At 49.0% G+C, this 25,029-nt stretch carries 17 protein-coding genes; 11 read left to right on the top strand and 6 right to left on the bottom strand.

Annotation, left to right across the window (positions count from 1 at the left end):
- Positions 1 to 3,354 (top strand): SusC/RagA family TonB-linked outer membrane protein, encoded by a 3,354-nt coding sequence (locus JI741_RS07890; protein ID WP_202008500.1) that lies wholly within the window; start codon positions 1 to 3, stop codon positions 3,352 to 3,354.
- Between the two features lie 39 nt (positions 3,355 to 3,393).
- Positions 3,394 to 5,121, top strand: coding sequence for a RagB/SusD family nutrient uptake outer membrane protein (locus JI741_RS07895; RefSeq protein ID WP_202008501.1), 1,728 nt, complete (start codon positions 3,394 to 3,396; stop codon positions 5,119 to 5,121).
- Between the two features lie 106 nt (positions 5,122 to 5,227).
- Here JI741_RS07895 and JI741_RS07900 read toward each other — a convergent pair whose 3' ends face one another.
- From JI741_RS07900 to JI741_RS07920, 5 genes are all read right to left on the bottom strand, one after another.
- The gene (locus JI741_RS07900) at positions 5,228 to 5,902 is read right to left on the bottom strand and encodes a heavy metal transporter (RefSeq protein ID WP_202008502.1); all 675 of its coding nucleotides are present in this window, start codon (positions 5,900 to 5,902) and stop codon (positions 5,228 to 5,230) included.
- Positions 5,903 to 6,461: 559 nt separating this feature from the next.
- On the bottom strand, positions 6,462 to 7,673 hold the full coding sequence (locus JI741_RS07905; protein ID WP_236675945.1) for an MFS transporter: 1,212 nt from the start codon (positions 7,671 to 7,673) through the stop codon (positions 6,462 to 6,464).
- Positions 7,674 to 7,825: 152 nt separating this feature from the next.
- Positions 7,826 to 11,107, bottom strand: a complete 3,282-nt coding sequence (locus JI741_RS07910; protein ID WP_202008503.1) for a sensor histidine kinase — start codon at positions 11,105 to 11,107, stop codon at positions 7,826 to 7,828.
- Positions 11,108 to 11,222: 115 nt separating this feature from the next.
- A complete protein-coding gene (locus tag JI741_RS07915; protein WP_500789603.1) occupies positions 11,223 to 13,187 on the bottom strand; it encodes a tetratricopeptide repeat-containing sensor histidine kinase in 1,965 nt (654 codons plus the stop codon).
- 86 nt (positions 13,188 to 13,273) lie between these two features.
- Positions 13,274 to 17,422 carry a hybrid sensor histidine kinase/response regulator gene (locus tag JI741_RS07920; protein ID WP_202008505.1) on the bottom strand — a complete coding sequence of 1,383 codons (4,149 nt, stop codon included), beginning with the start codon at positions 17,420 to 17,422 and terminating at the stop codon, positions 13,274 to 13,276.
- 169 nt (positions 17,423 to 17,591) lie between these two features.
- On the opposite strand from JI741_RS07920, the gene JI741_RS33040 reads away from it, so the two are divergent.
- The 7 genes from JI741_RS33040 (at position 17,592) to JI741_RS07955 (ending at position 22,306) form a co-directional block, all read left to right on the top strand.
- Complete coding sequence (locus JI741_RS33040; RefSeq protein ID WP_202008506.1) at positions 17,592 to 17,819, top strand: 2TM domain-containing protein; 228 nt, start codon at positions 17,592 to 17,594, stop codon at positions 17,817 to 17,819.
- 4 nt (positions 17,820 to 17,823) lie between these two features.
- Complete coding sequence (locus JI741_RS07930; RefSeq protein WP_202008507.1) at positions 17,824 to 18,402, top strand: cupin domain-containing protein; 579 nt, start codon at positions 17,824 to 17,826, stop codon at positions 18,400 to 18,402.
- Positions 18,403 to 18,406: 4 nt separating this feature from the next.
- Positions 18,407 to 18,976, top strand: a complete 570-nt coding sequence (locus JI741_RS07935) for a carboxymuconolactone decarboxylase family protein (RefSeq protein WP_202008508.1) — start codon at positions 18,407 to 18,409, stop codon at positions 18,974 to 18,976.
- 61 nt (positions 18,977 to 19,037) lie between these two features.
- Positions 19,038 to 19,847 carry an alpha/beta fold hydrolase gene (locus JI741_RS07940; protein WP_202008509.1) on the top strand — a complete coding sequence of 270 codons (810 nt, stop codon included), beginning with the start codon at positions 19,038 to 19,040 and terminating at the stop codon, positions 19,845 to 19,847.
- A gap of 91 nt (positions 19,848 to 19,938) precedes the next feature.
- On the top strand, positions 19,939 to 20,724 hold the full coding sequence (locus tag JI741_RS07945; protein WP_236675946.1) for an antibiotic biosynthesis monooxygenase: 786 nt from the start codon (positions 19,939 to 19,941) through the stop codon (positions 20,722 to 20,724).
- 86 nt (positions 20,725 to 20,810) lie between these two features.
- A complete protein-coding gene (locus JI741_RS07950; protein ID WP_236675947.1) occupies positions 20,811 to 21,587 on the top strand; it encodes a DJ-1/PfpI family protein in 777 nt (258 codons plus the stop codon).
- An 80-nt stretch (positions 21,588 to 21,667) separates the two neighbouring features.
- Complete coding sequence (locus JI741_RS07955) at positions 21,668 to 22,306, top strand: NAD(P)H-binding protein (RefSeq protein WP_202008512.1); 639 nt, start codon at positions 21,668 to 21,670, stop codon at positions 22,304 to 22,306.
- A 119-nt stretch (positions 22,307 to 22,425) separates the two neighbouring features.
- On the opposite strand, the gene JI741_RS07960 is transcribed toward JI741_RS07955, so the two are convergent.
- Positions 22,426 to 23,016 carry a TetR/AcrR family transcriptional regulator gene (locus JI741_RS07960; protein WP_202008513.1) on the bottom strand — a complete coding sequence of 197 codons (591 nt, stop codon included), beginning with the start codon at positions 23,014 to 23,016 and terminating at the stop codon, positions 22,426 to 22,428.
- Positions 23,017 to 23,237: 221 nt separating this feature from the next.
- Here JI741_RS07960 and JI741_RS07965 point away from each other — a divergent pair, with 221 nt between their 5' ends.
- Together JI741_RS07965 and JI741_RS07970 are read left to right on the top strand one after the other, a co-directional pair.
- On the top strand, positions 23,238 to 24,215 hold the full coding sequence (locus JI741_RS07965; RefSeq protein WP_202008514.1) for an AraC family transcriptional regulator: 978 nt from the start codon (positions 23,238 to 23,240) through the stop codon (positions 24,213 to 24,215).
- A gap of 72 nt (positions 24,216 to 24,287) precedes the next feature.
- Positions 24,288 to 24,992, top strand: a complete 705-nt coding sequence (locus tag JI741_RS07970) for an SDR family NAD(P)-dependent oxidoreductase (RefSeq protein ID WP_202008515.1) — start codon at positions 24,288 to 24,290, stop codon at positions 24,990 to 24,992.
- The last annotated feature ends 37 nt before the right edge of the window (positions 24,993 to 25,029 follow it).

Genomic DNA, 25,029 nt, shown 5'->3' on the forward strand with positions numbered 1-25,029 from the left:
ATGAGAATTAAATTACGCAATGCATTATGCTGTATTGCCTTGTCAGCAACCCTATGCTTCATACCTGAAGCATTGTTTTCGAGGTCGGAGACGCGCGCAGATTCTCCCCCCAGCGTGGCACCCGAAATCACGATTAAAGGAAAAGTGACGGAAGAAACGGGCAACCCTTTGCCAGGTGTGAACGTGCTGGTGAAAGGAACCACGTTCGGTACCACAACCGATTCGGATGGCAACTTCACATTGTCGGTGCCCGACAACAGCACGACCCTTATCTTTTCGTTTATCGGCTATGTGACGCAGGAAGTGAGCATCGACAACCGCACGTCAATCAACGTGTCGCTCGCCGTCGACATTGTTTCTTTGTCGGAAGTGGTGGTGACGGGTTATGGTTCGCAATCCAAACGCGACATCACCGGTGCTGTAGCAACGATCGAATCCGAGCAACTGCTGTCCACACCTTCTACCAACCTCGGCCAGGCCATGCAAGGCAAGGTGGCCGGTGTGACAGTGGGTAACGAGAACAGTCCCGGCGGCGGTGTGATGGTTCGTATTCGTGGCTTTGGAACGGTGAACGATAACTCTCCCTTGTATGTCATCGACGGTGTGCCCACCAAAGGCAATCTGAACACCATCAACCAGAACGACATCGAATCGATCCAGATATTGAAAGACGCATCGTCGGCTTCCATTTATGGATCGCGTGCAGGAAACGGTGTGGTGATCATCACGACCAAAAAAGGAAAAGCCGGCAAGCCCGTGTTTACCTACGACATGTATTATGGCACCCAACAACCGGGCAAGCTATTGAACATGTTGAACACAGACGAGTATGCACAGCTCACTTGGGAATCGCGCATCAATGCAGGCGCCGTAGGAACCAACGGCAACCCCACGCACGCGCAGTTTGGCAATGGCGCAACGCCCACCATACCCGACTATATCTTTCCGGCGGGTGCCAAGGAAGGCGATCCGCGTGTTGCCCAGAATGCCAATGGAGAGTATGTGAACTATAGCAACAACATAGACGGTGCCGATTTCAACAAGACCAAATGGCTGATCACCAAAGCCAACAAAACCGGCACAAAATGGCTTGACGAAATCTTTGATCCGGCGCCCATTCAAAATCACCAGATCGGTGTTTCGGGTGGCAACGAGAGCGGCCGCTATGCCATGTCGCTAAATTATTTCGATCAGAAGGGGATCATGCTCTACACCAACTTCAAACGCTATTCGATACGGGCCAACACCGAGTTCAACATCACCAAACGTTTCAGGGTGGGTGAGAATCTGCAGATCGCCACCAGCCAGCGCGTGAATCAGCCCAATGGAAACAGCAACGAGAGCAACCCCACATCGTTTGCATTCCGCATTCAACCCATCGTGCCCGTGTTTGATGTTTCGGGAACAACCTTCGCCGGCACACGGGGCACCGACCTCGACAACTCCCGCAACCCGGTGGCCGACCTCTGGCGTAACAAAGATAATATTCAAAAAGAAGTGCGCCTGTTTGGAAATGCCTATGCCGAGCTCGACATCCTCGAAAACCTGACGGCCAAAACCAGCTTTGGTATTGACTACAACATCTTCAACTTCCGCGACTACACCATTCGCGACATCGAATCGGCCGAGTCGCGCGGATCAAACTCGCTGCGGACGATTAACAACTATGAGTGGACCTGGACGTGGTTCAACACACTGACCTATAATGCCACGCTCAACGACATTCACAAATTCAACTTCATCCTCGGCATCGAGTCCATCAAAGACTACTACGAAAGTTTTGATGCCAGCCGTACCAATTTTGCTTCCGACGATATTGAGAACCGCTACCTGAGTGGTGGCACGGGCGTGCAGACCAACAACGGTGGTGCTACCAACTGGAGCCTTGCTTCTGAATTCGCAAAGGTCAACTATAACCTGAAAGACAAATATCTGTTGGAAGGAACCTTGCGACGCGACCGGTCTTCCAGGTTCTCGGCTCAAAACCTGGTGGCCTATTTCCCGGCGGTGAGTGCGGGATGGGTAATTTCCGAAGAGTCGTTTGCCGAAGGCATGAACACCTGGCTCGATCGCGCCAAGCTGCGCATTGGTTGGGGCCAAACCGGCAACCAGGAGATTGGTTTCTATAACCCCTACACGATCTTCTCCACAAACCCCGCCACATCGTTCTATGATCTGGGCGGCACACGGAGCACGGCCATTCCCGGCTATGAACTCACACAGTTTGGAAACCCCAATGCAAAATGGGAAACCACAACCTCGACCAACATCGGGCTTGATGTGACCTTGCTGCAAAACAAGTTTGATGTCAGCCTCGATTGGTATACACGCGTCACGTCCGACATGCTCTTCCCGGTTGCTGCTCCGTTAACGTCGGGCGTGGCCACGGTGCCCTATCAGAACATTGCGTCGATGCGGAATCGCGGCATCGATCTTTCGCTGGCCTATCACGGTCAGGCCATGGGCGGCGGGCTCACCTTCAACGTGGAAGGTAACTTCAGCATGTATCGCAACGTGGTGACCAAGACCACAGGCGATGCCAACACACAATACTTTGGCATCAACGACGAACGCATCCAGAACTTTGTGGTGACGCAACAGAACTATCCTATCTCTTCGTTCTTTGGCTACACCATCGACGGCATTTTCCAAACCGACGACGAGGCCATTGCCGCGCCGAAAAACAACCTGGGCACCAATCAAAACCGTGCAGGAAGATTTCACTTCCGCGACGTGAGCGGTCCCAACGGTGTGCCCGATGGCGTGATCGACACAAAAGATCTTTCCATCATCGGCAATCCGCACCCCGATTTCACCTATGGTATCAACGTTAACGTGAACTACAAAAATTTCAGCCTCACTGTTTTCGGACAAGGTGTGTATGGCAACCAGATCTACAACTATGTGAAATACTGGACCGACTTCCCCACATTTGCCGGCAACCGCAGCACACGCATGCTGTACGATTCGTGGCGCCCCGGCAAAACAGACGCTGTGTTGCCACAGCTGACGTCGAGCGACCAGGTGAGCATTTTGCCTTCTACCTATTACCTGGAGTCGGGATCGTATTTCCGGTTCAAGAACATTCAACTCACCTACAGCCTGCCAAAGGTATGGGCCTCGAAGGTGGGTATGAACTCTGTTCGCGTTTATGTTCAGGGACAAAACCTGATCACGATCACGAAGTATTCGGGCATGGATCCGGAAATCAACTTGCGCAACTATGTGTCGGGCAACGACCGCGTGGCCGGATCAACAACCTATGTTTCGTCTACCGACCGCCAGCTTGGCGTGGACGGCGGATCCTATCCTGCAGCGAAGCAATACCTGGTGGGTCTGAATCTTACCTTTTAATGAAACCTGTATATGCATAACCGATCAAACTTTATACACATGAAAAAGATCACGATTTTGTGCGGCGTTATCCTGGCAAGTCTCTGGAGCGCCTGTTCCGATTCTTTCCTGGACGTGAAGCCAAAGGCGGCCCTCAGTTCAACAGCGTTGCAAACCGGAAAGGGTGTTAGCTCCCTGCTCACTGGCGCCTACGCGATGCTCGACGGCTGGGCTACTGCAGAAGGTGCTTACCGGTCCTATCAGGTAGGAGCAGACAATTGGGTGTATGGCAGCGTGGCATCAGACGACGCTTATAAAGGTACCATCGCCGGTGACCAACCGCCCATCTCCCTGATTGAGCAAGCCAACATCGCTTCCGACAACATCTATTTCCGCGGCAAATGGCGTGGCATGTACGACGGCATTGCCCGTTGCAACGATGTGTTGCAGCTCTTGCCAAAGGTGACTGACCTTAGCGATGCCGAACGCGCAGCAATCACCGCCGAGGCGCGTTTCCTCCGCGGTCATTTTCATTTCGAGCTGAAGAAAATGTATAACAAGGTGCCCTACATCGATGAAGTGGTCTACGATCCCAACAACCTCGAAAGCACCAAGGTGCCCAACACCGCCGACATCTGGCCAAAGATTGAAGCCGATTTGCAAGCCGCCTATGCCGTGCTTCCTGTAAAACAAACACAGCCCGGTCGCGCCTCCAAATGGGCCGCTGCGGCCACGCTGGCAAAAGCCTATCTGTTTCAGGAAAAATGGAGCGATGCTAAACCACTGCTCGAAGAAATCGTGAACAGCAATCAGTTCGCCCTCATGGATCGCTACCACGACAACTTCCGTGCAAGCACCAACAACAACAAAGAATCGATTTTTGAAGTGCAATATTCTGTGAACGATGGTGCACCCAACGGCGAGAACGGCAACATCGGTTCAACGCTCAACTATCCCTATGGCGGCGGCGGTGTGACCACGTGCTGCGGATTCTTTCAACCGTCGCAGAACCTGGTCAATGCATTCAAGACTGGCGCTGACGGACTGCCCGAACTAACCACCTTCAACGATGCAGACGTAACCAACGACCAGGGTGTTGAAGCCACAGTTCCATTCACACCCTATGCCGGCACACTCGACCCGCGCCTCGACTGGACTGTTGGCCGCAGAGGCATTCCCTATCTCGACTGGGGCGTGCACCCCGGCAAAACCTATGTGCGCGATCAGGCCTATGGTGGCCCGTATTCACCCAAGAAACACGTGATGTATCGTTCTGATGTGGGCAGTGCCACGTTTGCCGGCAACCCGCGTCTTAACGCCAACAACTATCGCATGATCCGCTACTCGCACGTGCTGCTGTGGCTCGCCGAAATTGCTGTGAAGCAAGCCGACCTGGAAACGGCCCGCGGCTATGTGAACCAGATCCGCGCAAGAGCGGCCCATCCCGATGGCTTTGTGAAAAAAGCAGACGGCACACCGGCGGCCAACTACCTCATCAACGAATACACAACGCCATGGACAGACGCCGACCTGGCCCTCAAGGCCGTCCAGTTTGAACAACGTCTGGAGTTTGGCATGGAAGGCCACCGTCGCTTCGACCTGGTGCGCTGGAAAATTGCAGAGCAAACGCTTAACGCCTATTACCTGGTGGAGGGCACAAAACGGTCGTACCTGAAGAACGTGCAATTCGTTCCCAACAAACACGAGTATTTTCCCATTCCCATCCAGGAAATCCTGAACACCCAGATAGCCGGCAAACCAACGCTGACGCAAAATCCGGGATATTGATTCCTTAACCTGAAAAAAAGAAGCCGTCTCATGTTCGAGACGGCTTCTTCATTTTAAGGTAGACCCGGTCACCAGTGATCGGCGTATTTCAGAATCTTCAACCAGTTTATACAAGAAGATTTTTATAATGCGAGGAGATGAATTGATCGATGGAACTGAGGAACGCCTCAAGTTCCATTTCGTCGAGGTCGATGATCTCGTTGCCGTTGGCGGTCGATACCTGGAACTTATGAAGCAGGCTGCTGTCGTCTCGGATGAGTGTGATGCGTTGGATGTCTTTTACTGCGAAAACACCCGACTTCTGGTTGTTCTTATATTCGATGGTGTGGTCGGTAAGTTTCAGAAAGTCGTTGTAGTTTTTAAGACCCGACATCAACTTGATGCCCAGCGGCAAGATGGTGCAGAGGGCCGCCCAAATGATGAAGCGGACGATGTGGATTTCGAAATTGAAGTAGACAAAAATAAAGATTGCCGGAATGATGCAGTAAATGAGCAGCTGTGTCTTTAGTTTGGTTCTGTGATTGCGGAACACCACGCCATCTTGCCCGGGTTTGATCTTCACGGGAAACAGGAATTCTTCCCACAGCACAAGCACCATAATAATAACGGCGCTGCTGATGAGGAACATGCCCACGTAGGCGCTTGTTTTTGTGCCCTCTATCAATTCGCGCCAGCCCACCTCAAAAAGCTGCGACGACAAAAAGAACGATAAAACAAAAATCAAGATCAAAAGCCCTACGCTGAATTCCACCGGGTAGGTCGGCCGTATCGTCTTTGCCATGTTGCCTTAATAAAGTCAGATTTGGTGCGATTTTAAGGAAAATATAGTTCATCCTTGATATGGATTCGGGGTTTTGGTTTTTTTTGGTGCCGACGTAGGGGCGAACGCTTGTTGCAAACGACTGTATTTGCAGATTTTAGACCTGAGAAGACTGCCGCCACCATCATTTACTACCAATCAACTTGGTATTGGTCGTGGTTGGGAAAGGCTATAGTACCCCTGGGAAAGAAAACTTTGCTGACTTTATGATAAGTCCAATATTGGATCATCAACCAAACAGCAAATAAGTATGGCAAAGTATCGAGTTAACCAAAACACCCAGTCGCCCAACTATGATCACGAAGTTCACAAGGAGGGATGTAGATGGTGGCCTACACAAAGCTATTTCGAATTGGGAGAACATAGTTCTTGTGCAACTGCAGTAGCTCTGGCAAAAAAAAACTATTACGCGGATGCCAATGGATGTAAAACATGCTCGCCGCTCTGTCACAAGGGATGATCAACGGTTGCCGTGCCTTCCTTTCTTGCATGAAGCGGAGCGACAGTAAGCAGTATCATTTCACCCTCTGCGACGATCACTAAACACCAACACCAAACAAAGCACCCCAATCACAAAAAATCCAACCACCAACGGAAAAACACTCTTCACCATGAGGCTACTGATAATCGAGCCCAGGGATGCTCCGATAAAAAAGAAAGCAGTGCCATAGATCGCTGAGGCAATGCCTGCCGTATTTCCCAGTGGTTCCAGCGCCAGCGCACTGCTGTTGGGCTCGATGGCCAGATTGATTCCAAGCATGATGGCGGCTGCGGCGAAGAACAGAAAAATTTCCGGTTGCCCTCCGCGCACAAATGTCAACACCAACAGCACAGAGCCCACAAGGGTGTAGACCATGAGCAGTCCGCGGATGGATGTCTTTGATCCGTAGCGAATCGAAAGGCGTGAGTTTAGCAACGCGCAGAGAGACATCAATAGGCCTATGCCCGCAAAAATCCACGGGAACAGTTTGGGGCTTCCATAGATCTCTCCAACAATCCGTTCCGAACTTGACACATACGAACTCAACCCGGTGAAAAGAATGGTGGTGATGGCCGTGTAGCGAAGAAAGGTCCGGTTGCTCACAACCTCGCGTATGGCCTGAACGACGCGCGCCCAGTTCAAAGGAGTTCTGTTTTCGGGTGGATGCGATTCCTCCAGTCTGAAGGACCAGATGAACACGAACAAAGCAAATAGCGGCGGTGTAAGAAAAACCATTTGCCAGGTTGAAACGGAAAGAATGGCTACACCCAAAAAGGGAGCAACTATGGGGGTAAACAAAAAGAACGTGAAGATAAGCGACATCATGCGGGCCATCTGGTCGCCCACATAACGGTCGCGCACACTGGCGATCGTGGTCATAAAAACGGCTGATGCGCCCACGCCCGAAACGAACCGTGCCGCGAACATCAACGCAAGGGTAGGGGCAAACGTGGCGGCGATGCCGCTGACAATGTAGAGCGGAAATCCGATGCGCAGAATAACCAGTCTCCCAAACCGGTCAGACAATATTCCAAAAACCAACTGGGCAATCTGGCCCAGGAAAAAAAACACAATGATCTGCGCCGTGGCGGTCGACTCGGGTGCAAGCCCAAAGTGATTCCTGACTTCGCCAAAGGCAGGCAGCATGATGTCGATGCCCAGCGCCGTGAGAATCATTGTTGAGGCCGACAGCGTAATAAACTCAAACGGTTTCATCTTCATGCGCGGGCTGGGTTGGATGGGTGTAGTCATGATGGGTAAACTTTCTTTGTCACAAAGCTATTGGCTGGAACGCGGTGCCAACGGGTGTAGGCTGGCCATTTTGCGGGGCTGATATGGCCATCACACCGTGAATAGTTTTGGTTGAAATTCTATGGTGAAGTTCATGCCAAGGTGAAGTGATTTTAAAGTCCCTTTTCAACTTCCGGAAATCGGATGCTAAAGATCGTGCCTTGACCAAGCGTGCTTTCGATGCCGATCGATCCGCCCATGGCCTTCACCTGGGTTTTCACGAGAAACAATCCCAAGCCCCTGCCCACCACGTTGGGGTGGAAGCGTTGATGAAGTTGAAATATTTTATCCTTCGCATACCGCATATCAATTCCCAATCCATTATCCTCTATGGTGATGATCGTGCCGTCGCTGGTCTTTTCGGCGCGACACGTTATTACCGGTGTTTTCAAATGATCGGTGAATTTTAGTGCGTTGTGAATAAGATTGAAAAGAATGCTTTGGAAATAGGCTTTCGTTCCCAGGATTTTCACGTCTTCAAATTCTGAGTAACGCACAATGGCCCCTACCGACTGAATGTCCTGTTGCAGCATTTCCAGCACGCGGATCAGTTGCTCGCGCACCGACACGAGTTCAAAAGTTTTGTTTACGCCTTGCGTGATGTTCAACACTGCAGTTAAATCTGATATAACATCGTCCAGAGAATTGATGCTTGTTTTCAGATGGTTGACGATTTCCCGCTCGTTGCTTTCCTTGTTTAACAAATTGATCAATCCGCTTATTCGGGCAATGGGGCCACGGATGTTGTGCGCGGTGATGAATGTGAACTGCTCCAATTGTGTGTTCTGGTCTGCCAGTGCTTTGTTCAGTTGCTGCAGCCGGCTGGTTCTTCTTTTCACCTGGTTCTCCAGGTGGAGGTTGCTGTTTTCGAGGGCCTCTGCCTGGGCCGTGAGTTCTTCGTTTTGCGCGGCAATTTCTTCCTGCTGTTGTTGTATTTGTCGGGTGCGCTCGTTCACCATGCTTTGCAACATGGCGGTTCGTTTCTTCAGGAATATCGCCCGCTGATGACTAAACAGGAAGAGCGAGAGAACAAGGATGCAGATCGCGCCGCCGATGAACCAGGGCGATCGCCAGAGAGGTTCTGTGATGACGATTCGTATCACCAGGCCTTCTTTCTCCCAGTCGTTGAATGCATTGCCCGACCGGATGTGAAGGGTATAGTTTCCGGCGGGCATGTTGGTGAACGAGATTCTGTTCTGACCACCAATCGAGTTCCAGGTCTGGTCAAAGCCATCCAGCTTGTATTGATGCTGAACCCCACTGGGAAAGGTGAACCCCAGCCCGGCAATTTCAAAACTGAAATTGCGCTGACTCCACTCCAGTTCAATGGCATTCGCATTAAAAAGATTATCGATCTGAGCGTCGTTGAGGTTGCTTTGCTTAACGTTGTCTATGAAGAACCCGGTCAGCACCGTCTTGGGTGTTAGCGAGGGAATTTTCAGCACTTCTTCAGGATCAAAGAAGGTGAGACCGTTCACGCCGCCAAAATACATTCTGCCCGATGCCGATTTGAAGAAGGCTCGGGTGTTGAATTCATTTCCCTGCAGCCCGTCATTTTTGTTGAACCTTCGGATCACGCGTTTCGACTTTCTGTCAAACACGTTAAGCCCTTCGTTTGTGCTCAGCCACAAATTTTTAAATTGGTCTTCCAGAATTCCATACACAACAGTGTTCGACAAACCTTCTGTTTCGTCGAAGTGCATGAAGGTCTGGGTCGTGGAATCATAGAGGGCAAGCCCCCCGCCATCGGTGCCGAGCCAGATGTTTTTATCCCTATCCTGGTAGATACACTTCAGCGACGCGCGCGGAGCATGTAGGGAGTCTGTGCCGTTGGTGGGAAAGGTCTTTATGATTTGTTTGTCGTTCCATCGCATGATCTTCAATTTTTCGTCGGACTCAAACCATACGGTAGTGCCAATTTGTTTCATAACAATGGTCCCGCTGTTGTGAAGCACCGTCACGCTGTTTTTTGCCTGGTCCCACGACAATAGTCCCCGGTTGGTACTTAATAAAAATTCATGGACGTTCGTTTTCAGGATGTCATAGATTTCAAGGGCGGGATCATTCAGATGTGAATTGCCTGATTGAACCACGGTTTTTCCATCGAAAATCATGAGCCCGCTATTGGTGGCCAGCCACGCTTTGCCGTCGGCATCCTGACGGATATTCGAAACACGCAGGTCGGTTTTGTTTCGGGTCATTACAGGAAAATATTTGCTGGTTTTGTTTTTCAGATCGATCTCATTCATGCCGACAATCGTGCTTACCAAAATCCGTTGGTCATCGATGGCACTCACGGTATTCACATAGTTATCCGCCAGGGTGAGCGGTGCTCCGGGAAAACTTCCCAGGTACCTGAAAGCAGAGCGCGAAGGATCATATTTGTTCAACCCTAGTCCATTGGTCCCGACCCATATAACGCCATCGCGTGTTTGATAGATATCCGAAGCAAATGCTCCGGATAAACTGTTGGGGTCTTGTGGCGCGTGATACAAGGTTTCTGAAAGACTGTCGTTTTTGAAGATGGAAATGTTTCCGTGAGCCACCCAAAGTGTGCCCGCTGTGGTTTTGAACAAAACCGTCGAATTTGGCCACTGGATTTTAGGCAACGTGGCGATCAATTTTAACCGATCACTTAAGGTGTCATATTTCCATAGGCCCGTTCCCGTGCGCACATAAAGTTCGTCCGACGATTTAAAGTAATTGTATCGCAACTGATCTTCGTCTGTAAAGAATTCGGTCCAAGCACCCCTGCCTCCTTTCAGGCTTCTCCAGATACTTCTGTCCGTAAATAGCCAATCCCCGCTACGGCTGCTGGAAACAATCCCGTTCACGTTTTGATTGTTGAATCTGGAATACGATTGGGCGGGATGTGTTTTTCCGGTGCGGGGATTAAAATGGAGCACACCAACACTGGTGCTGAGCACCATCAGCGTGTCCGAAAGGTGGTCCATGTTTCGGATAAACACGTTTTCCTTTTCAACCTTTATTTTATAGTTCTTAAAGTCGTCGTGTTCACGTTCATAGCGGCTAAGGCCATTTTGATAGCTGATCCAAAGATTTTCGTTTGCATCGAGAAATAGCTTGTTTACCCTGTGGGCAGGAAATGACGTGGGCTTTTTCAAATCGTGGCGATAGACGGTAAAGGAGTTTCCATCGTAGCGGTTCAGGCCGTCCTGTGTACCGATCCAGAGGTAGCCATATTTATCCTGCCGCATCGATGTGACCGCCGATTGAGAGAGTCCGTCGTCAACGGTTATTCGCTCAAAGCGTATGCTTGACTGCGCATGGAGCGAAATGGGGAAGAAGCTTAAGAAACAGATCCACAAAAGTGAAATGGAGAACCAGCCAATGTGATCTTCATGTGAGGGACACAGGTATAGATTTCTTTTCAAATAGGGGAGGGTTGTAGGCTAACATAAAGATAACGAAAAAAAAGTATTCATACTCTTTCCGTGTGGCCCGTGATGGCTTGATGTAGCTCCTCTTGTTTAAGCGGAAGTCTCCATGCTAAAGTTTCCTCGGAACCGTGAACATAAAATCGCTGCCCTTTCCAGGTTCGCTCTCAACCCAAATTTTGCCGCCGTTCTTTTCGACCAGTTCTTTGCACAACGCCAGCCCCAGACCAGTTCCCTTTTCGTTTCGGGTTCCCATCCGTGTAGGACTTACCATGCCTTCGAAAAGTGTTTTTTGTCGTTGTTCGGATATTCCGATACCTGTGTCCTTCACGCTCAACTGAAGATATTGTTCTTTCACCACAGCAGAAATGGATAATGTGTCGCCGTGCTTTGAGAACTTGATGGCGTTTGTCATCAGATTTCTCAACGTGATGTTGATGGTGTCTCTGTCGGCAAATACGAAAGACTCTTCGTGTAGGTCGCTCGCTATGGTTATGTTCTTGCTGTCGGCCGACAATTGAACTAGTCTCACATTTTCGTCCACCACTCCCTTCACGTCAAAAGATTGGGGATGTAACACAATTCCATTCATCTGGCTAATGGCCCAGTGCAACAGATTTTCGATGAGGTGAAGGGTGACGCCCAGCTTGTCGTTGATCTGTTGTGTCATCAAAACAATTTCCTCCTTTTTCAAAGCGTCGTTGTTCATCAGTTGAATAAAGCCCTGAAGCGTGTGCAGCGGGCTTCTGAAATCGTGGCTGATGATGGAAATCAACTGGGTTTTGACACCGTTCAGTTTTTCAAGACGCGCATTGTGTTCGTTTATCTTTTCGTTCTGGGTGGTAATGATGGCATTTTTCTCCCGTAGAAAATGGTTGATCTTTTTTCGTTTTGAATTTGCATACACCAGATACCCTGTCAGTCCAATAAAGAAGACGAGGCCAAGGGCATAGGTGCGCGTCTCGAACGACGCGCGCGAAATTTCCTTCTGGCGCAGCGCGTTGTCTTTTTCAAGTAACTCAATCTGGTATTGTTTTCGTTCGAGTTCATATTGAGCTTCCAGGGTATTCGTCTCGCGCTCTTTTTCAATGCTGAACAGGCTTTCTTTCAAGGCAATTTCTTTGTTGCGATAGTTTAGTGCTTGCTCAAAATCGTTTAGCCCCGTATAGGATCGGTACAACGCATGATAGGCTCCTAGCTGCAATTCCTTGTTGTCAGTCTGATGCAAATTCTGAAGACTTCTTTTTGCGTAGTCGATGCTCCTGGAAAATAATTTTTTGTCAGCATACAAGGTGGCCAGAAAATTCAAGCAATGCGAAATTCCCTCCCGGTCGCCGATGCGCACAGAAATGTTCATGGACTCATGCAACGTGGCCATGGACTGATCGGTCTTGCCCGTCTTATGATAGATCTCGGCAAGGTTAAAAAGGCTGATAGCCACGCTCGAGGAATCAGGCTCATCACGGCCAATAGTTAGTGCTTTCAGGCCATACTGCAATGCACGTTTGTAATCTCCTACCTTTGTGTAGGTGTCCGATAAATTTGTCAGCATTCCAACGGTTGCAGCGACGCCGTAGGTCTCTGCGATGGCAAGCGCTTTTTCATAATATTCAATCGCTTTTTTATAGTTGCCCAGACTGCAATACACAATGCCGATGTTTCCGTAGCAATTGCCCGACAAGCCTTTTAGATTTAGTTCCTCGCTCAGGCGAAGCGCCCTTAAATGACAATTCAGCGCCTCCGGATAATTTCCTTTTGATTCCAGTGCCACGCCCTTGGTCAGGCATGCCAGTGCAATTCCTTTCTTAAAGTGTATGGATTCGGCAAGGTCAAGAGACTTTTGCGCCATGAGCAATGAACTGTCCGAATTAATAGACCAATAATGCCGCGAAATGGAGTAATAGAGGTTCACACGGGTGGTGTCGTTCATGGACTCCTTTAATTTCCCAAGGAGAGGGGCAACTTCGTTGGCCTGGCCGAGTGCTGGAAAGAGGCAGGAAACAATGAAAAATACAATCAAGGGGCCTTTGGCGGTCGCCATGCGAGAGTCTGATAAAGTCACCAAAATAAGATGCATTTCACGTAGATAACAATCTTAATAGGCCCAATACCTTACATGTGTGTAAATCAAACACATTCAACAGACCGTGTTTGAGAAAAGAATCAGCCCTTTGACTGGTGGTGGGCGTCGCTAAACTCCGAGGGCGACATTTCGAACTGTTTTCTGAACTCCTTGCTAAAATACTTACGATCGTTAAACCCAACGGAAAACGCCACGTCGGCCACAGACATGGCGTGTTGCTTCAAAAGTTCGGCCGCCCTTTTCAACCGCATTTCTTTAATAAGGTCCGCAACCGAATAAGTTGTAAGCGCCTGTACTTTCTTATAAAGGACAGACCGGCTCATCCCAATCTCAAGAACCAGTGCATCGACGTCAAATTCCGGATTGTCCATTTTCGATTCAATGATGGCCATTAGTTTACCAATAAACTTTTCTTCCGGCGAATTTGAAGTTAATGAAATTTTGGTGGGCTGAAGAATCAATTGTTGCGAAAACTTCTCGCGCATGATCTCCTTCGCCATGAGGAGATTTTTGATCGTGAGCTCGAGTATTTTTGTATTGAACGGCTTCGAGATGTAGGCATCGGCACCCGTGGCCAGGCCTTGCACCTGGTGCCCGACAGACGAACGCGCCGTGAGCAGGATAACCGGTATATGATTTGTGTTCTCTGTAGACTTTACCGACGTGCACAATGCGAGCCCATCGGCACCCGGCATCATGATGTCGCTGATGATGAGATCGGGGATGTTACGCTCCATGGATAGGAGGGCATGCGATCCATTGGCGAACTCGATGATGTCATAGTTTGGTCGTAACGTATCGGCAATAAACGACCGCACTTCGTCATTGTCTTCCGCAATCAATATGATCGGGTTCACCTGCGCTGCAAAGACCGTTTCTAATGCGGCATTCTGCACGGGGTCCGGAAACGATTCGATTTCCCGATAGTCATCGGAATAAAATGACTCAGAGACGATCTGGGTCTTATCAAAATGCTCTGTTCCTTTTTTGAGCGACACCGTAAAGGTGGTGCTACCGGCTATTTCATCGGTCCAGGTATTGCTCTTAAAATGCAACATACCCTTGTGGAGTTCTACGATTGTTTTTGAAAGCGCCAGCCCCACGCCACTTCCAATGTTCTGTCTGCCAGAGTCACCAACCTGATAAAAATTATTGAATAACTGGTCCTGGTGCGTTTCGGGAATTCCTATGCCGTTGTCGGAAACATGAATGTCCACCCATTCCTGGCGGGACTCGATGCTGAAAACAATCTTGCGATGGTCGGGAGTGAATTTAAATGCGTTGGAAAGAAGATTAAAAACTACTTTTTCAAGGTGATTTGAATCGAAGTAAAGTCCAATCGATTCTTCACTGCTAAAAAAATCATACGCAATGCCTTTGTCGTCTGCAAGTCCCTGGAAGTGTTCGAATATTTTTCTGCAAAACGGAACGATGTCGTGTTGGGATATGTAAAGTGACATGTGTCCCTCTTCGGCTTTGCGAAAGTCCATGAGTTCTGTGACGAGCTTCAGGAGGCGCGATGCGTTGTTCCGGATCAGGAGAAGTTGCTTGCTGGCAAATCGTTCGCCGGAAAAACTATCCATCAGCTTTTGCACCGGTCCAAGAATGAGTGTGAGCGGGGTTCGGATCTCGTGCGAAATGTTTGTAAAAAAATTCATTTTCATTTGGTATAACTCCTGCCTGCGTTCATTCAGCAGATGTTCCATTTGCAGGTCGGCCCGCATTCGCCGGCGATAGTCCAGGAGGCCCAGCACAGCCGTTACAAACCCCATGGCCAGCAAAACGTAAATGGCATACGCCCACCAGGTTCTCCACCAGGGTGGAAGCACGACTAACGCCACTTCTCTGATTTCGTTGCCCCAGCGATTGCCATCGTTCGATGCCTTGATCTGAAGGGTATAGTTTCCGGGCGGGAGGTTGGTGAAATTGACGAGCCGCTGGTTGCCAAGAGGCTGCCACGCTTCAACACCCCGTAGGCCCACAAGCTTGATGGCATACTGGCTCTTTTCAGAATTAATGTAATTAAGGGCTGCAAACTTAAAACTAACAAGACCCTGGTCGTAGTTCAATGTTATTTTGTCGACCCGTGTGGGTGACTTTGCTATTGGAGATTCGCCTCCGATGGGAACGCGTTTGTTGTTGATCAGTATTTCCGTCAATACAATTGTTGGTGGACTGGTGTTTGTCAGCAATTTGTCGGGAGAGAAAATAGACAACCCGTTTGTCCCACCAAAAGCCAGCTCGTGTGTTTGAAGCGACAGACCACAGGTGTTCGAAAATTGATTGCCAGACAATCCGTCGGATGATTTGTAGACGGTAAAGTGAAAATCATCGGCATCAAATGGCGTACTGAATTTTCGAAACGACAATTTCACGATGCCCAGGTCGGTGCTAAACCAAAGGTTCTGATCCTTGTCTTCGGTGATGGCATGGATGAATCGATCGGGAAGACCCAACAGGTCTGTGATGGGATAAAATTCCTTTGATTTTACGTCGAAATAATTCAGCCCGTTTTCAGTGCCAATCCACATCCTGTGTTTCGAGTCGACAAAGAAGACGGTGACGTGATTGTGACTTATGCGGCTTTGAATGTCTCTGCTCTTTCTATAGAGTTTCGTAAATTTCTTCGTTTTGGTGTCGTAATAGGACAAGCCATTCTGCGTGCCGACCCAAATATTTTCCAGTGAGTCTTTAAGGAGCGCCGTAACAAAATTGTCTGCGATCGATCCGGCGCGACCTTCATTGAGATGCGAGAGAAGTGTTTGCCCGTTGCGGAAAAATTTTAATCCGCCACCGTTTGTGCCAATCCATGCGCCGCCATCATCCGGCAATATCGTGTTCACTATTTTCTCACCAAGTCGTCCTTGCCGGATGGGGATGTCGAAATGGGTGATCTTTCCAGACGATTTTTGCAAGACGCTTAATCCCTCCAGCGTGCCTATCCAAAGATTTGTTTCATCGTCGGCCAGTGATTTGATGCCATTGGTGATCCTGCCGTGGCGCGGAGACTTGACTGAGTAGTGCGTGAAAGAATCTGATTTTCTATTGACATGAGTTACGCCGCCGCCATAAGTACCGACCCAAAGGGAACCATCGGCATCTTCCACCAGTGCGTTAACCAGCGGATGCAACAACCCCTTTGGACCGACGGCTTCACCGATATTGTTAAAGTTTGAATTTCCGCGGTAAAAGAAATCAATACCACCCGAGAAAGTACCTACCCACACACAGGATGCGCGATCCTTCATCAGGCATCGCGTGGCATTGTCGCTGATCGTATTTGTATTGGTGGCGTCGTGCAGGTAGTTGGTAAATTGATTGTTTGTGGTGTTCAGCTGACTAACGCCATGCTGCGTGGCAAACCACAACGTGTTGGCATCATAGATCAGGATGTCCTTGATCCAGTCTGACGACAAACAGTTGGTGCAATTCTCTTTGAATGTATACGGATGTATTTCATTTCGCACAGCGTTGAACCGGAAGACTCCGGAAGTCTCCGTACCAAACCACAGGTCGCCATCGGCGGTTTGCCGGATCACAACAACTTTTGTAGACTGGTGTAGCCGGCTTGCCTGAATGGCATTGGGCATGGTGAGCATTTTTCTCGATGCGGGGTCAAACCTGTTCAGCCCGCTTTTTGATCCGGCCCACAGTTTTTCTTCGTTATCTATATATAAGGAGTATACGGCTTCATTAGCTAGCGAAATGGAGTCCGTTAGCGAGGCATCTTCCAGCGTCTTAGTGGTTTTGTTTAATTTTTTGAGGCCTGCGAAAGTGCCGACCCACAAATTTTTCCGGCCATCTTCGGCGATAGCGGAAATATAGTTTCTGCCGCCCTTTGCTTTCACGATGTCAATGGATTCGAATGTTTCAAGATCGCGATCAAAGCGATTTAGTCCATGGGCAGTGGCTACCCAGATGGTTTTTTCGCTGTCCATAAAAACGGCATTCACGCGATCGTTGCTGATGCTGGTGGTGTCTGAAAAACTGTGCACGAATGTTTTGAACTCGTAGCCGTCGTAGCGTGTGAGGCCTTTCAGATTGCCGAACCAGATAAAACCCTGATCGTCCTGAAGAAATGCCGAGACCGGACTTTGCACCAGGCCTTCGCGATAAGAAAGATGTTTGAAATTGACAGGGCCCGTTTGTGCGCATAGCAAACCGCACTGAAGCCCTGTGATTAGTAGCACAAGGAAATATATACGCCAGGCCGTTGCAGAGAAGTTCATAGGCTGAAGGTGCAACTAAAGTTAAGCAAATTAGAAATGCCAATCGCGCGATGTGTTCGATCAGGACATTTGTACCCCTTTTTCCAGACAAATTTCGCCCCTTCTTTGCCCGGCAGTCTTCAATATTTGTACAAGCAAAAACAAATCGATCACACTAAATCCAAATCGTATGACACATCATCAATCGAACTGGCCCGCAGCCACACCTGAGAATTTGAAGAAGGGCTTCAGAATTCACCTTCTTGCTTTTCTGATTGCAACACCAGCCCTATGGCTTGTCTGGTACCTGACCGACAGAACGTATCCGTGGCCGCTTTGGTCAACACCAGCCTGGGCCGTCGGGGTACTCTTTCACTACCTCGGCGCATTCGTTTTCAGAAAATCAGTAAACAACTAATCGCATGAACGAACAGCCCAGCATATTCCGGCGCATCGTGACAGGCCATGACGCCGAAGGGAAAGCCATTATTGTTCCCAACCTGCCGCCTATGACTACACAACTCATAGGCGGTCCCGGTGGCCCTACTTTTTTTGAAGTATGGCACACGGTGGAAACACCTGCTTTGATCACGGCACAACCCGGTACGCCCGACGAGCACAGTCTGGTGCTGGCGCCTCCGGGAAATGGAACACGCATACGCGTTATCGAATTTCCACCCGAAGGCGAAGCGATACGAAACCTTACCGGTGCCGATGCGCAAGCCAAATTCAAATCGATGGGTGGCGAAAGCGCCTCGACTTCGCAGGCCGGCGCGCCTCACCCATTGATGCACCGCACACAAACCGTAGACTACGGCATCGTGCTCGAAGGCGAGATAACCATGGTGCTCGATCGCGGCGAGACTACCATCAAGGCCGGTGATGTCATCATTCAGAACGGCACAAACCATGCCTGGGCTAACCGCTCCGGAAAGATATGCCGCATGGCGTTTGTGTTGATCGACGGTCGGTTCTCTCCGGAAATTGCATCGAAAAAATAAAACTATGCGCATCAAACCGTTGCCACCCGAAACCCTTGGCGTCGAAGCCCGTCACGTGCACGACGAGATAGCCAACCTCATTGGCCGCAGTCAGAGCCAGGTCACCATGATCGACGAACAGGGGGCCTTGCTTGGTCCCTTTCCGCCCATGCTGCACTACCCGCAGTTTGGCGTGCCGGCGTTAAGCTTCATACGAACGCTTGACATTCACGCGACACTTGAAAAACGTGTGCGTGAAGTAGCCATCCTCACCATAGGGGCAGCGTTCGGTGCCCGCTTCGAACTGTATGCACACGAGATCATGGCCATGACATTCGGCCTTCCGCCCGCGGCTATCGCAACGCTCGCAGCAGGAGGACAGCCTCATGGATTGAACGAACAGGAAACCGTTGCACACGACATCGCCAGCGCGCTGGCAAGAGGCCGCATTGTTCCTGACGCAACCTATCAATGGGCCGTGCACCTGCTCGGACGCGAAGGCGTGGCCGAGCTTTTTTTTCTGATCGGCGGCTATAGTCTTCTGGCGATGATCTTAAACGGATTCGATATGCCAGCACCCGACAACATCCGATAGATCATCCATCTACACACAACACGGTTTACTAGAACATCATAAATCATTAAAATTTAAGAAAATGGAAAAGACACTCTTCGCGCTGCTATCGGCAGCATTTACGTTATCTGCATTTGCAGCCTATACGGGCAATGAGAACAACACCGCAGCCACAAGCACATATGTGTTGGTGCACGGCGCTTGGCAAGCACCTTATGTCTGGGACGCCGTGCGCACCGACCTGGTTAATAAAGGGAACAACGTGATCATCGTGCAATTGCCGGGCCATGGCGATGATAATACTCCGCCGCTAAACCTGACCCTCGATGTTTATAGCAACAAGGTTATCGATGCCGTTTCGCAGGTAAAAGGCAAGGTGATATTGGTTGGGCACAGCATGGGTGGAATGGTGGTGACCAATGTGGCGGAAAAGATTCCCGCAAAGATCAGCAAACTGGTTTACATCGGCGCGTTCCTTCCGGCTTCGGGACAAGCGCTGACAGACCTGGCCTATTCCGACCCCGACTCTCAGCTAGGCCCTGCGTTGGTTCCCTCAGCAGATAAATTGACGCTCGATGTTTTGAAAGATAAGGTAACCGATCTGTTTGTGAGTGATGGTTCACCGGCCGACAAAAAACGCGTGATTGAAAACTATCGTGCAGAACCTGCTATTCCATTCTCCAACAAAGTCAGCCTCACCGACGATCATTTCGGCACCGTCAACAAGGTCTATATCAAAACGCTGAATGACATCGTGATCTCACCGGGACTTCAGGACCGGATGATTGCAGGGGCCGGTATTAAAACTGTCTATCAACTCAAAACCAGTCATTCTCCTTTCCTGGCCAAACCGCACGACGTGTCGGATCTGTTGCTCAAGATCGGGCAATAACGCAGCGACTAAAGTCAGGAGTCGAACAACCGGTTGATGACACAACGGGTTGCTCGTAAGAATCAAAATTTTACGAAACATGGAGACAAGCATGCTAACATCATTTTCAAAGAAACGCATGGTGGTTATCTTAACCATGCTATTCCTACTGTGTCAAATGAATCCCAAAGCACAACATTCATACGACGCTGTTGTGAGAGACTCCACCCACAATCAATCCAGCAACAATGCGTTCGCGGCGAGGCTAACCCGGTTTGACGTTAAGCCGGATCACCAGGCCGCATTCCGCGAAGTTGTGAGCGACTATGTGGGCCGTTCGCTGGAACAGGAAAGCAATGTTTTGTCGGAAGCCTATTATGAGCAGGAAGAACCATCCGTGTTGTGGATCATCGAAAGATGGAACAGTAAAATGGAGTTGGAAAAGGCCGGCAAGAGTTCATCCTTCAAAGCCATGGAGTTGCTGGCGAAAACCGCGCTGTCGAAACAAGCAAAAAAAATCGACATCAAAGACCTGGAACCAATCTCCAAACAGCAATGGCGGAGTGTGGTCAGAAAAACAGATGATCCGATCACCATTATGTTGTTTGTGGATGCAAAAGCAGGAACCGAACACAACTTTAAGACGGTCTATCACACGGCCATGCCGCAATTCCGCAATGAGCCTGGCGTCGTCACCTATCAGCTTTCGCAGTTGGAAATGGACAGCACGCAGTTTGTTACCTATGAAAAATTCAGGAATGAAGATGCCTTTCAATACCACCTGAAATTTCCACCGATACAACCTGTGATCGACTATCTGAACACCAGCATAAAAAAGCAACCCTTCCAGGCCGGTCTTCACAGGCTTATCGAATTCGCACCGCTCATTAGGAAATGAACAGGATTGGTTCAAACATCATTACCCACAAGATCAAAATGAAACCTATGAAAACAATAAATCAAATTATTATAACGAGTATTATCATGATGCACGCTGTCGTCAACACAAAAGCCCAGGTGAAAGTAGCCGCCGGCCAAATCAAATCGCACGAACTGGAAGTGCTGAACCAACTAACGTCTCCGTCTGCGGTTGTCAACATGCCGGTGTCGCAGTTGCTGAATGCTCCCGGAAATGAAGCGTTGCGGGCGTTCTTTTTTACTCCCGTAACAAACAGAACAGTGTTGAAAGGAAAAAAGATAGCCGTGCTTGCTGCCGATGGTTTTGAAGAGATAGAACTATCGGGACCCGTATGGTACTTCCGGGAATTGGGCGCGCAGGTGGAGATCGTCGCACCGAAATTTAATCCGGCTCCTGAACGATACGGCCTTAGCACACCTGAAATGGCAAAGACACATATCATGGCCATCCAATACTTACAACCGGTTGGCTGGATCAAGTTCGACCGCACAGCAGACCAGATCAAGGTCGGCGACTACGACGCAATTTTTATTCCCGGAGGCGCCTGGAATCCGGACAACTTGCGATTCGACAAAGACGTGATCCGTTTCATCCAGGATTTTAATAAGTCAGGAAAATTGATTGCCGCAATCTGTCATGCACCGGTTGTGCTGGCATCGGCCGATATCCTCAAAGGAAAAAAACTTACGGGCTATTGGAACATCCAGGTCGATTTGAAGAATGCAGGTGGCACGGTGCTGGAAGAACCTGTAGTGGTCGATGGCAACCTCATCACCAGCCGTCACCCCATCGATGTCGCCGATTTTTCGAGGGCCGTTGAAACCTGGCTCACCAAACACTAACAACAAGACAAAACCCGCATCGGGTGACGCCGAAAGAAAGGTTGGTTTAGAAAATCGTCAAACCATTAAACACATCAGACATGAAAGCCTTAATTATCGGCGCCACCGGTGCAACGGGTAAAGACCTTGTTGATATCTTGCTGCATGACGCAGACTACACGGCGGTGGTGATCTTTGTTCGTGCGGCCACCCAGCGAAGCCATCCCAAACTCACGGAAGTGCTCACGGATTTCGACAACCTGGATGCTGTATCGCAATTCATCCACGGCGATGTTTGGTTTTCGTGCCTGGGCACAACGCTGAAGACAGCCGGCTCACGCGACAAACAGTGGCATATCGACTATGAGATTCCATTAAAATTTGCAGAGGTTGCAAAACGAAACGGCGTCTTTAGTGCCGTGCTGTTGTCTGCGTATGGCGCGAAAGCTTCCAGTCCTTTATTTTATTCTATGGTGAAAGGTAAATTGGAAGATCAGATTGAAACCCTTGCATTTGATCAGTACATTATCTTCAAACCCGCCATGCTGTTGCGCAAGAACACCGACCGGTCGGGCGAGCGGGTAAGCGCTCCGCTTCTGAACTTTCTGAGCCGCCTGGGCCTGTTCAGAAAATTGAGGCCACTACCCACATCGTTGCTGGCCGAAAAAATGGCAAAGGCTCCGAAAATTCTTTCAGCAGGATTACACATCATCATGCCCGATAAGATTCGCCTGTTTTAGCTAATGTGCCTGGAGAAGAATTGCACATACCCGATGAGAGAACGCCCAAGGATATTCCGGAAGAGGTCACTTGAAAATAGCTATTAAAAAAATACGTTTTGGTTTATTTTAAATCAACATCAAAGTACAAAACTGTCGATCTCTGATTTCAGGCTTTTGATAAGAGCCTGCATCGGCTTGGTTGTATTCATCACCCGACACATAACCACAGCTCCCTCAATGGCAGCCACAAACTTAAAGGCGATCAGTGCCGGATCGATTTTGTTTGAAAATTCACCTTGATCAACGCCGTGTTTTACGATGGCGGCGAATTCTTCCTGACCGTTTCGCAACAATTCAGCAATCTTCTCCTTGATCTCTGGGTAGAGATCGTCCGACTCCACGGCAATGTTAAAGATCGGGCACCCGCCCCGAACCTGGGTATTCAAGGGGTCTTTATAAAAATCGAGGTAAGCAAAGATCTTTGCTTTTGCAGTTTTTCCCTGGCCAATGGCGATGAGTAATTGTTCTCTTGCTTTGACCAACAACAGGTCAACAACGTGTGTCGAGAGATCCTCCTTACTTTCAAAATGCCCATAGAGGCAGCCCTTCGTCAATTTGGTGGCAGCAAGAACATCATCAATGCTTACTCCCGAAACGCCCTTTTCATTAAACAGTGGCGCAGCCTTTTCAAGAATAAACTGTCTCGTTCTTTCTGCCTTGGAGAGCATACAATGAGATTTAAAACCCTAAAAATATACTAAAAAGTATATTTTTTCTAGCTTTGACGGCTTTATTTTCAGGCACCCTCTCCATTTGGAAATGAGAATTGCTGGTGGTTGATCTACTTCTCGATTGTCTTCAATCGATTGATTTTTTTAAACAGGGTGGTGCCTACAATAAAACAGCAGTCAAGTCGTCCCTTTACAAGTAATAACCAAACTCTGTGGTGATGGAGCCCATGAAAATTGAAAGTCAGGAAGTGCGCAATCACACCTTCTCCGAATTCCTCAACATTATGGGGCAGCCAAGTCAACTCGATGGGCTACAGGTGTGCATTGTGGAGAATGAACAAAAAGCAATTCCTATTTTTTACCCTTTTCGCGTCGATCAGTATTTTTTCTGCATGGTTACCGCAGGAGAACTGTCGGTGAAGCTGAACCTGGTGAATCATGTGATACATGAAGGGGAATTTGTTTTAATTGAACCCGGCACCATTTGCCAATTCATAGGGTCATCGGAATTTATCTCCAATGCATGTATCTCTTTCTCCAATGATTTTCTATTGAAAGCCGGTATCTATCAGAAATACATTTCCGCATTCAATTTGCTGGGACCCCATCTGAGCACACACCTGGTTTTAGAGAAAGAAGAGATCACCTTATTGTCAGACATTTTCAAAGCGTTATATTCCAATATCGTGACCCGCGAAAGGAATGAGTTCTTCCAGGAGATTATCCAGCACAACTTTAGCATGGTGATTTATGAATTGATGAATGTTTTTTATCATCACAATCAGGAGCTGAAATCCAAATCTACCCGCAAGCAGGACATTACAACGCGTTTTATGAAGTTGCTGATAAAGCACTACAAAGTGGAACGGAGCGTGCAGTTTTACGCCGGTCAGCTTGCCATCACGCCCCGCTACTTAACACAAACCGTGAAAGATGTGGCGGGCAAAACGGCTGGCGACTTAATAGACGAGATGGTGATCACCGAAGCAATGATTTTGCTCAACGAGCCGGCGCACTCGGTCGGACAGGTGGCTGGTTTGTTGCAATTCAGCGATCAGTTTTTTTTCAGCAAGTTTTTTAAAAATAACACGGGCCTTACGCCTTCCGAGTATCGTAAGAGCAAGCAACCTACCCCTGCCTTGGTAGAAGCGTTGTCTGTCCATTCACAAGAACGGATACTTTCAGACATAACTTAAGTACATTTCAACATTCTCTGCACGCCACGTGCACCCCATTTTTGTATTGTCATCCTGAAGGAGGCAATCAATATGGACAGGTCATCAAAAAACATTATTGCAATCGTTGCAGGCCTTACGCAACCGCTGGAGATTGCTATCATCCGGCAGCTGCTTCAGCGTGATGCGCTCGTGATTGTGCCGGCATCCAACGTAGATATCATTCTCCAGATCAAAAGAGAAGTAGCCGACATTTCCACCGGCGCATTGGTGACGCTGGTCAATGATCCGATGGACTACGAACGGTCAAAAGAGATTGCCGACCACATTCAAACTAACTACGGTAGAATTGACCTGGTCATTATTCTGTCGTGTACGACCTATCCCGCGCTGCCGCTTACCGAACTGGACTATGTTACCTGGGATGCGATGCAATGCGATAGCTTATCGTATTGGTTTATGTCTGCCAGACTTTTGCTTCCGCTGATGAAACAGCACAGGCGGGGAACCTTCATCCAGATTTGCAATGACCCGGTTCAAAAAGCAGGTGCGCCGTCGCCCCTTGGCAGAATTGCAAGCCTGCTGCAAATGGAGATATCAAAGGAGCTTGATCGCGAAGTGGGTGTGTATGGCGTGTATTACTATCACATCTTCTCGCAACCTGAAAATGAAAACGTAGACCGATCAAAAGAGGCGGCCTACATTCTCGGGCTCTATCAGGATAACAACGATCAAACCAGGTCCCTGTTTCATACAGCAGCCGATCACCAGCTTGCCAATTCCACAGTAGAAATCTAATCAGCGGTTTAGTACCGATATCAAAATAAAAAAAACA

The sequence above is a fragment of the Chryseolinea lacunae genome (genome assembly GCF_016735595.1).
Taxonomy (GTDB): Bacteria; Bacteroidota; Bacteroidia; order Cytophagales; family Cyclobacteriaceae; genus Chryseolinea; species Chryseolinea lacunae.

Coding starts and splice junctions, on each gene's coding strand:
- JI741_RS07945 (WP_236675946.1), top strand. CDS start 19,939: ATGCTAACATCATTTTCAAAGAAACGCATGGTGGTTATCTTAACCATG.
- JI741_RS07955 (WP_202008512.1), top strand. CDS start 21,668: ATGAAAGCCTTAATTATCGGCGCCACCGGTGCAACGGGTAAAGACCTT.
- JI741_RS07965 (WP_202008514.1), top strand. CDS start 23,238: ATGGAGCCCATGAAAATTGAAAGTCAGGAAGTGCGCAATCACACCTTC.
- JI741_RS07940 (WP_202008509.1), top strand. CDS start 19,038: ATGGAAAAGACACTCTTCGCGCTGCTATCGGCAGCATTTACGTTATCT.
- JI741_RS33040 (WP_202008506.1), top strand. CDS start 17,592: ATGACACATCATCAATCGAACTGGCCCGCAGCCACACCTGAGAATTTG.
- JI741_RS07930 (WP_202008507.1), top strand. CDS start 17,824: ATGAACGAACAGCCCAGCATATTCCGGCGCATCGTGACAGGCCATGAC.
- JI741_RS07905 (WP_236675945.1), bottom strand. CDS start 7,673: ATGACTACACCCATCCAACCCAGCCCGCGCATGAAGATGAAACCGTTT.
- JI741_RS07915 (WP_500789603.1), bottom strand. CDS start 13,187: ATGCATCTTATTTTGGTGACTTTATCAGACTCTCGCATGGCGACCGCC.
- JI741_RS07900 (WP_202008502.1), bottom strand. CDS start 5,902: ATGGCAAAGACGATACGGCCGACCTACCCGGTGGAATTCAGCGTAGGG.
- JI741_RS07920 (WP_202008505.1), bottom strand. CDS start 17,422: ATGAACTTCTCTGCAACGGCCTGGCGTATATATTTCCTTGTGCTACTA.
- JI741_RS07960 (WP_202008513.1), bottom strand. CDS start 23,016: ATGCTCTCCAAGGCAGAAAGAACGAGACAGTTTATTCTTGAAAAGGCT.
- JI741_RS07890 (WP_202008500.1), top strand. CDS start 1: ATGAGAATTAAATTACGCAATGCATTATGCTGTATTGCCTTGTCAGCA.
- JI741_RS07970 (WP_202008515.1), top strand. CDS start 24,288: ATGGACAGGTCATCAAAAAACATTATTGCAATCGTTGCAGGCCTTACG.
- JI741_RS07950 (WP_236675947.1), top strand. CDS start 20,811: ATGATGCACGCTGTCGTCAACACAAAAGCCCAGGTGAAAGTAGCCGCC.
- JI741_RS07895 (WP_202008501.1), top strand. CDS start 3,394: ATGAAAAAGATCACGATTTTGTGCGGCGTTATCCTGGCAAGTCTCTGG.
- JI741_RS07935 (WP_202008508.1), top strand. CDS start 18,407: ATGCGCATCAAACCGTTGCCACCCGAAACCCTTGGCGTCGAAGCCCGT.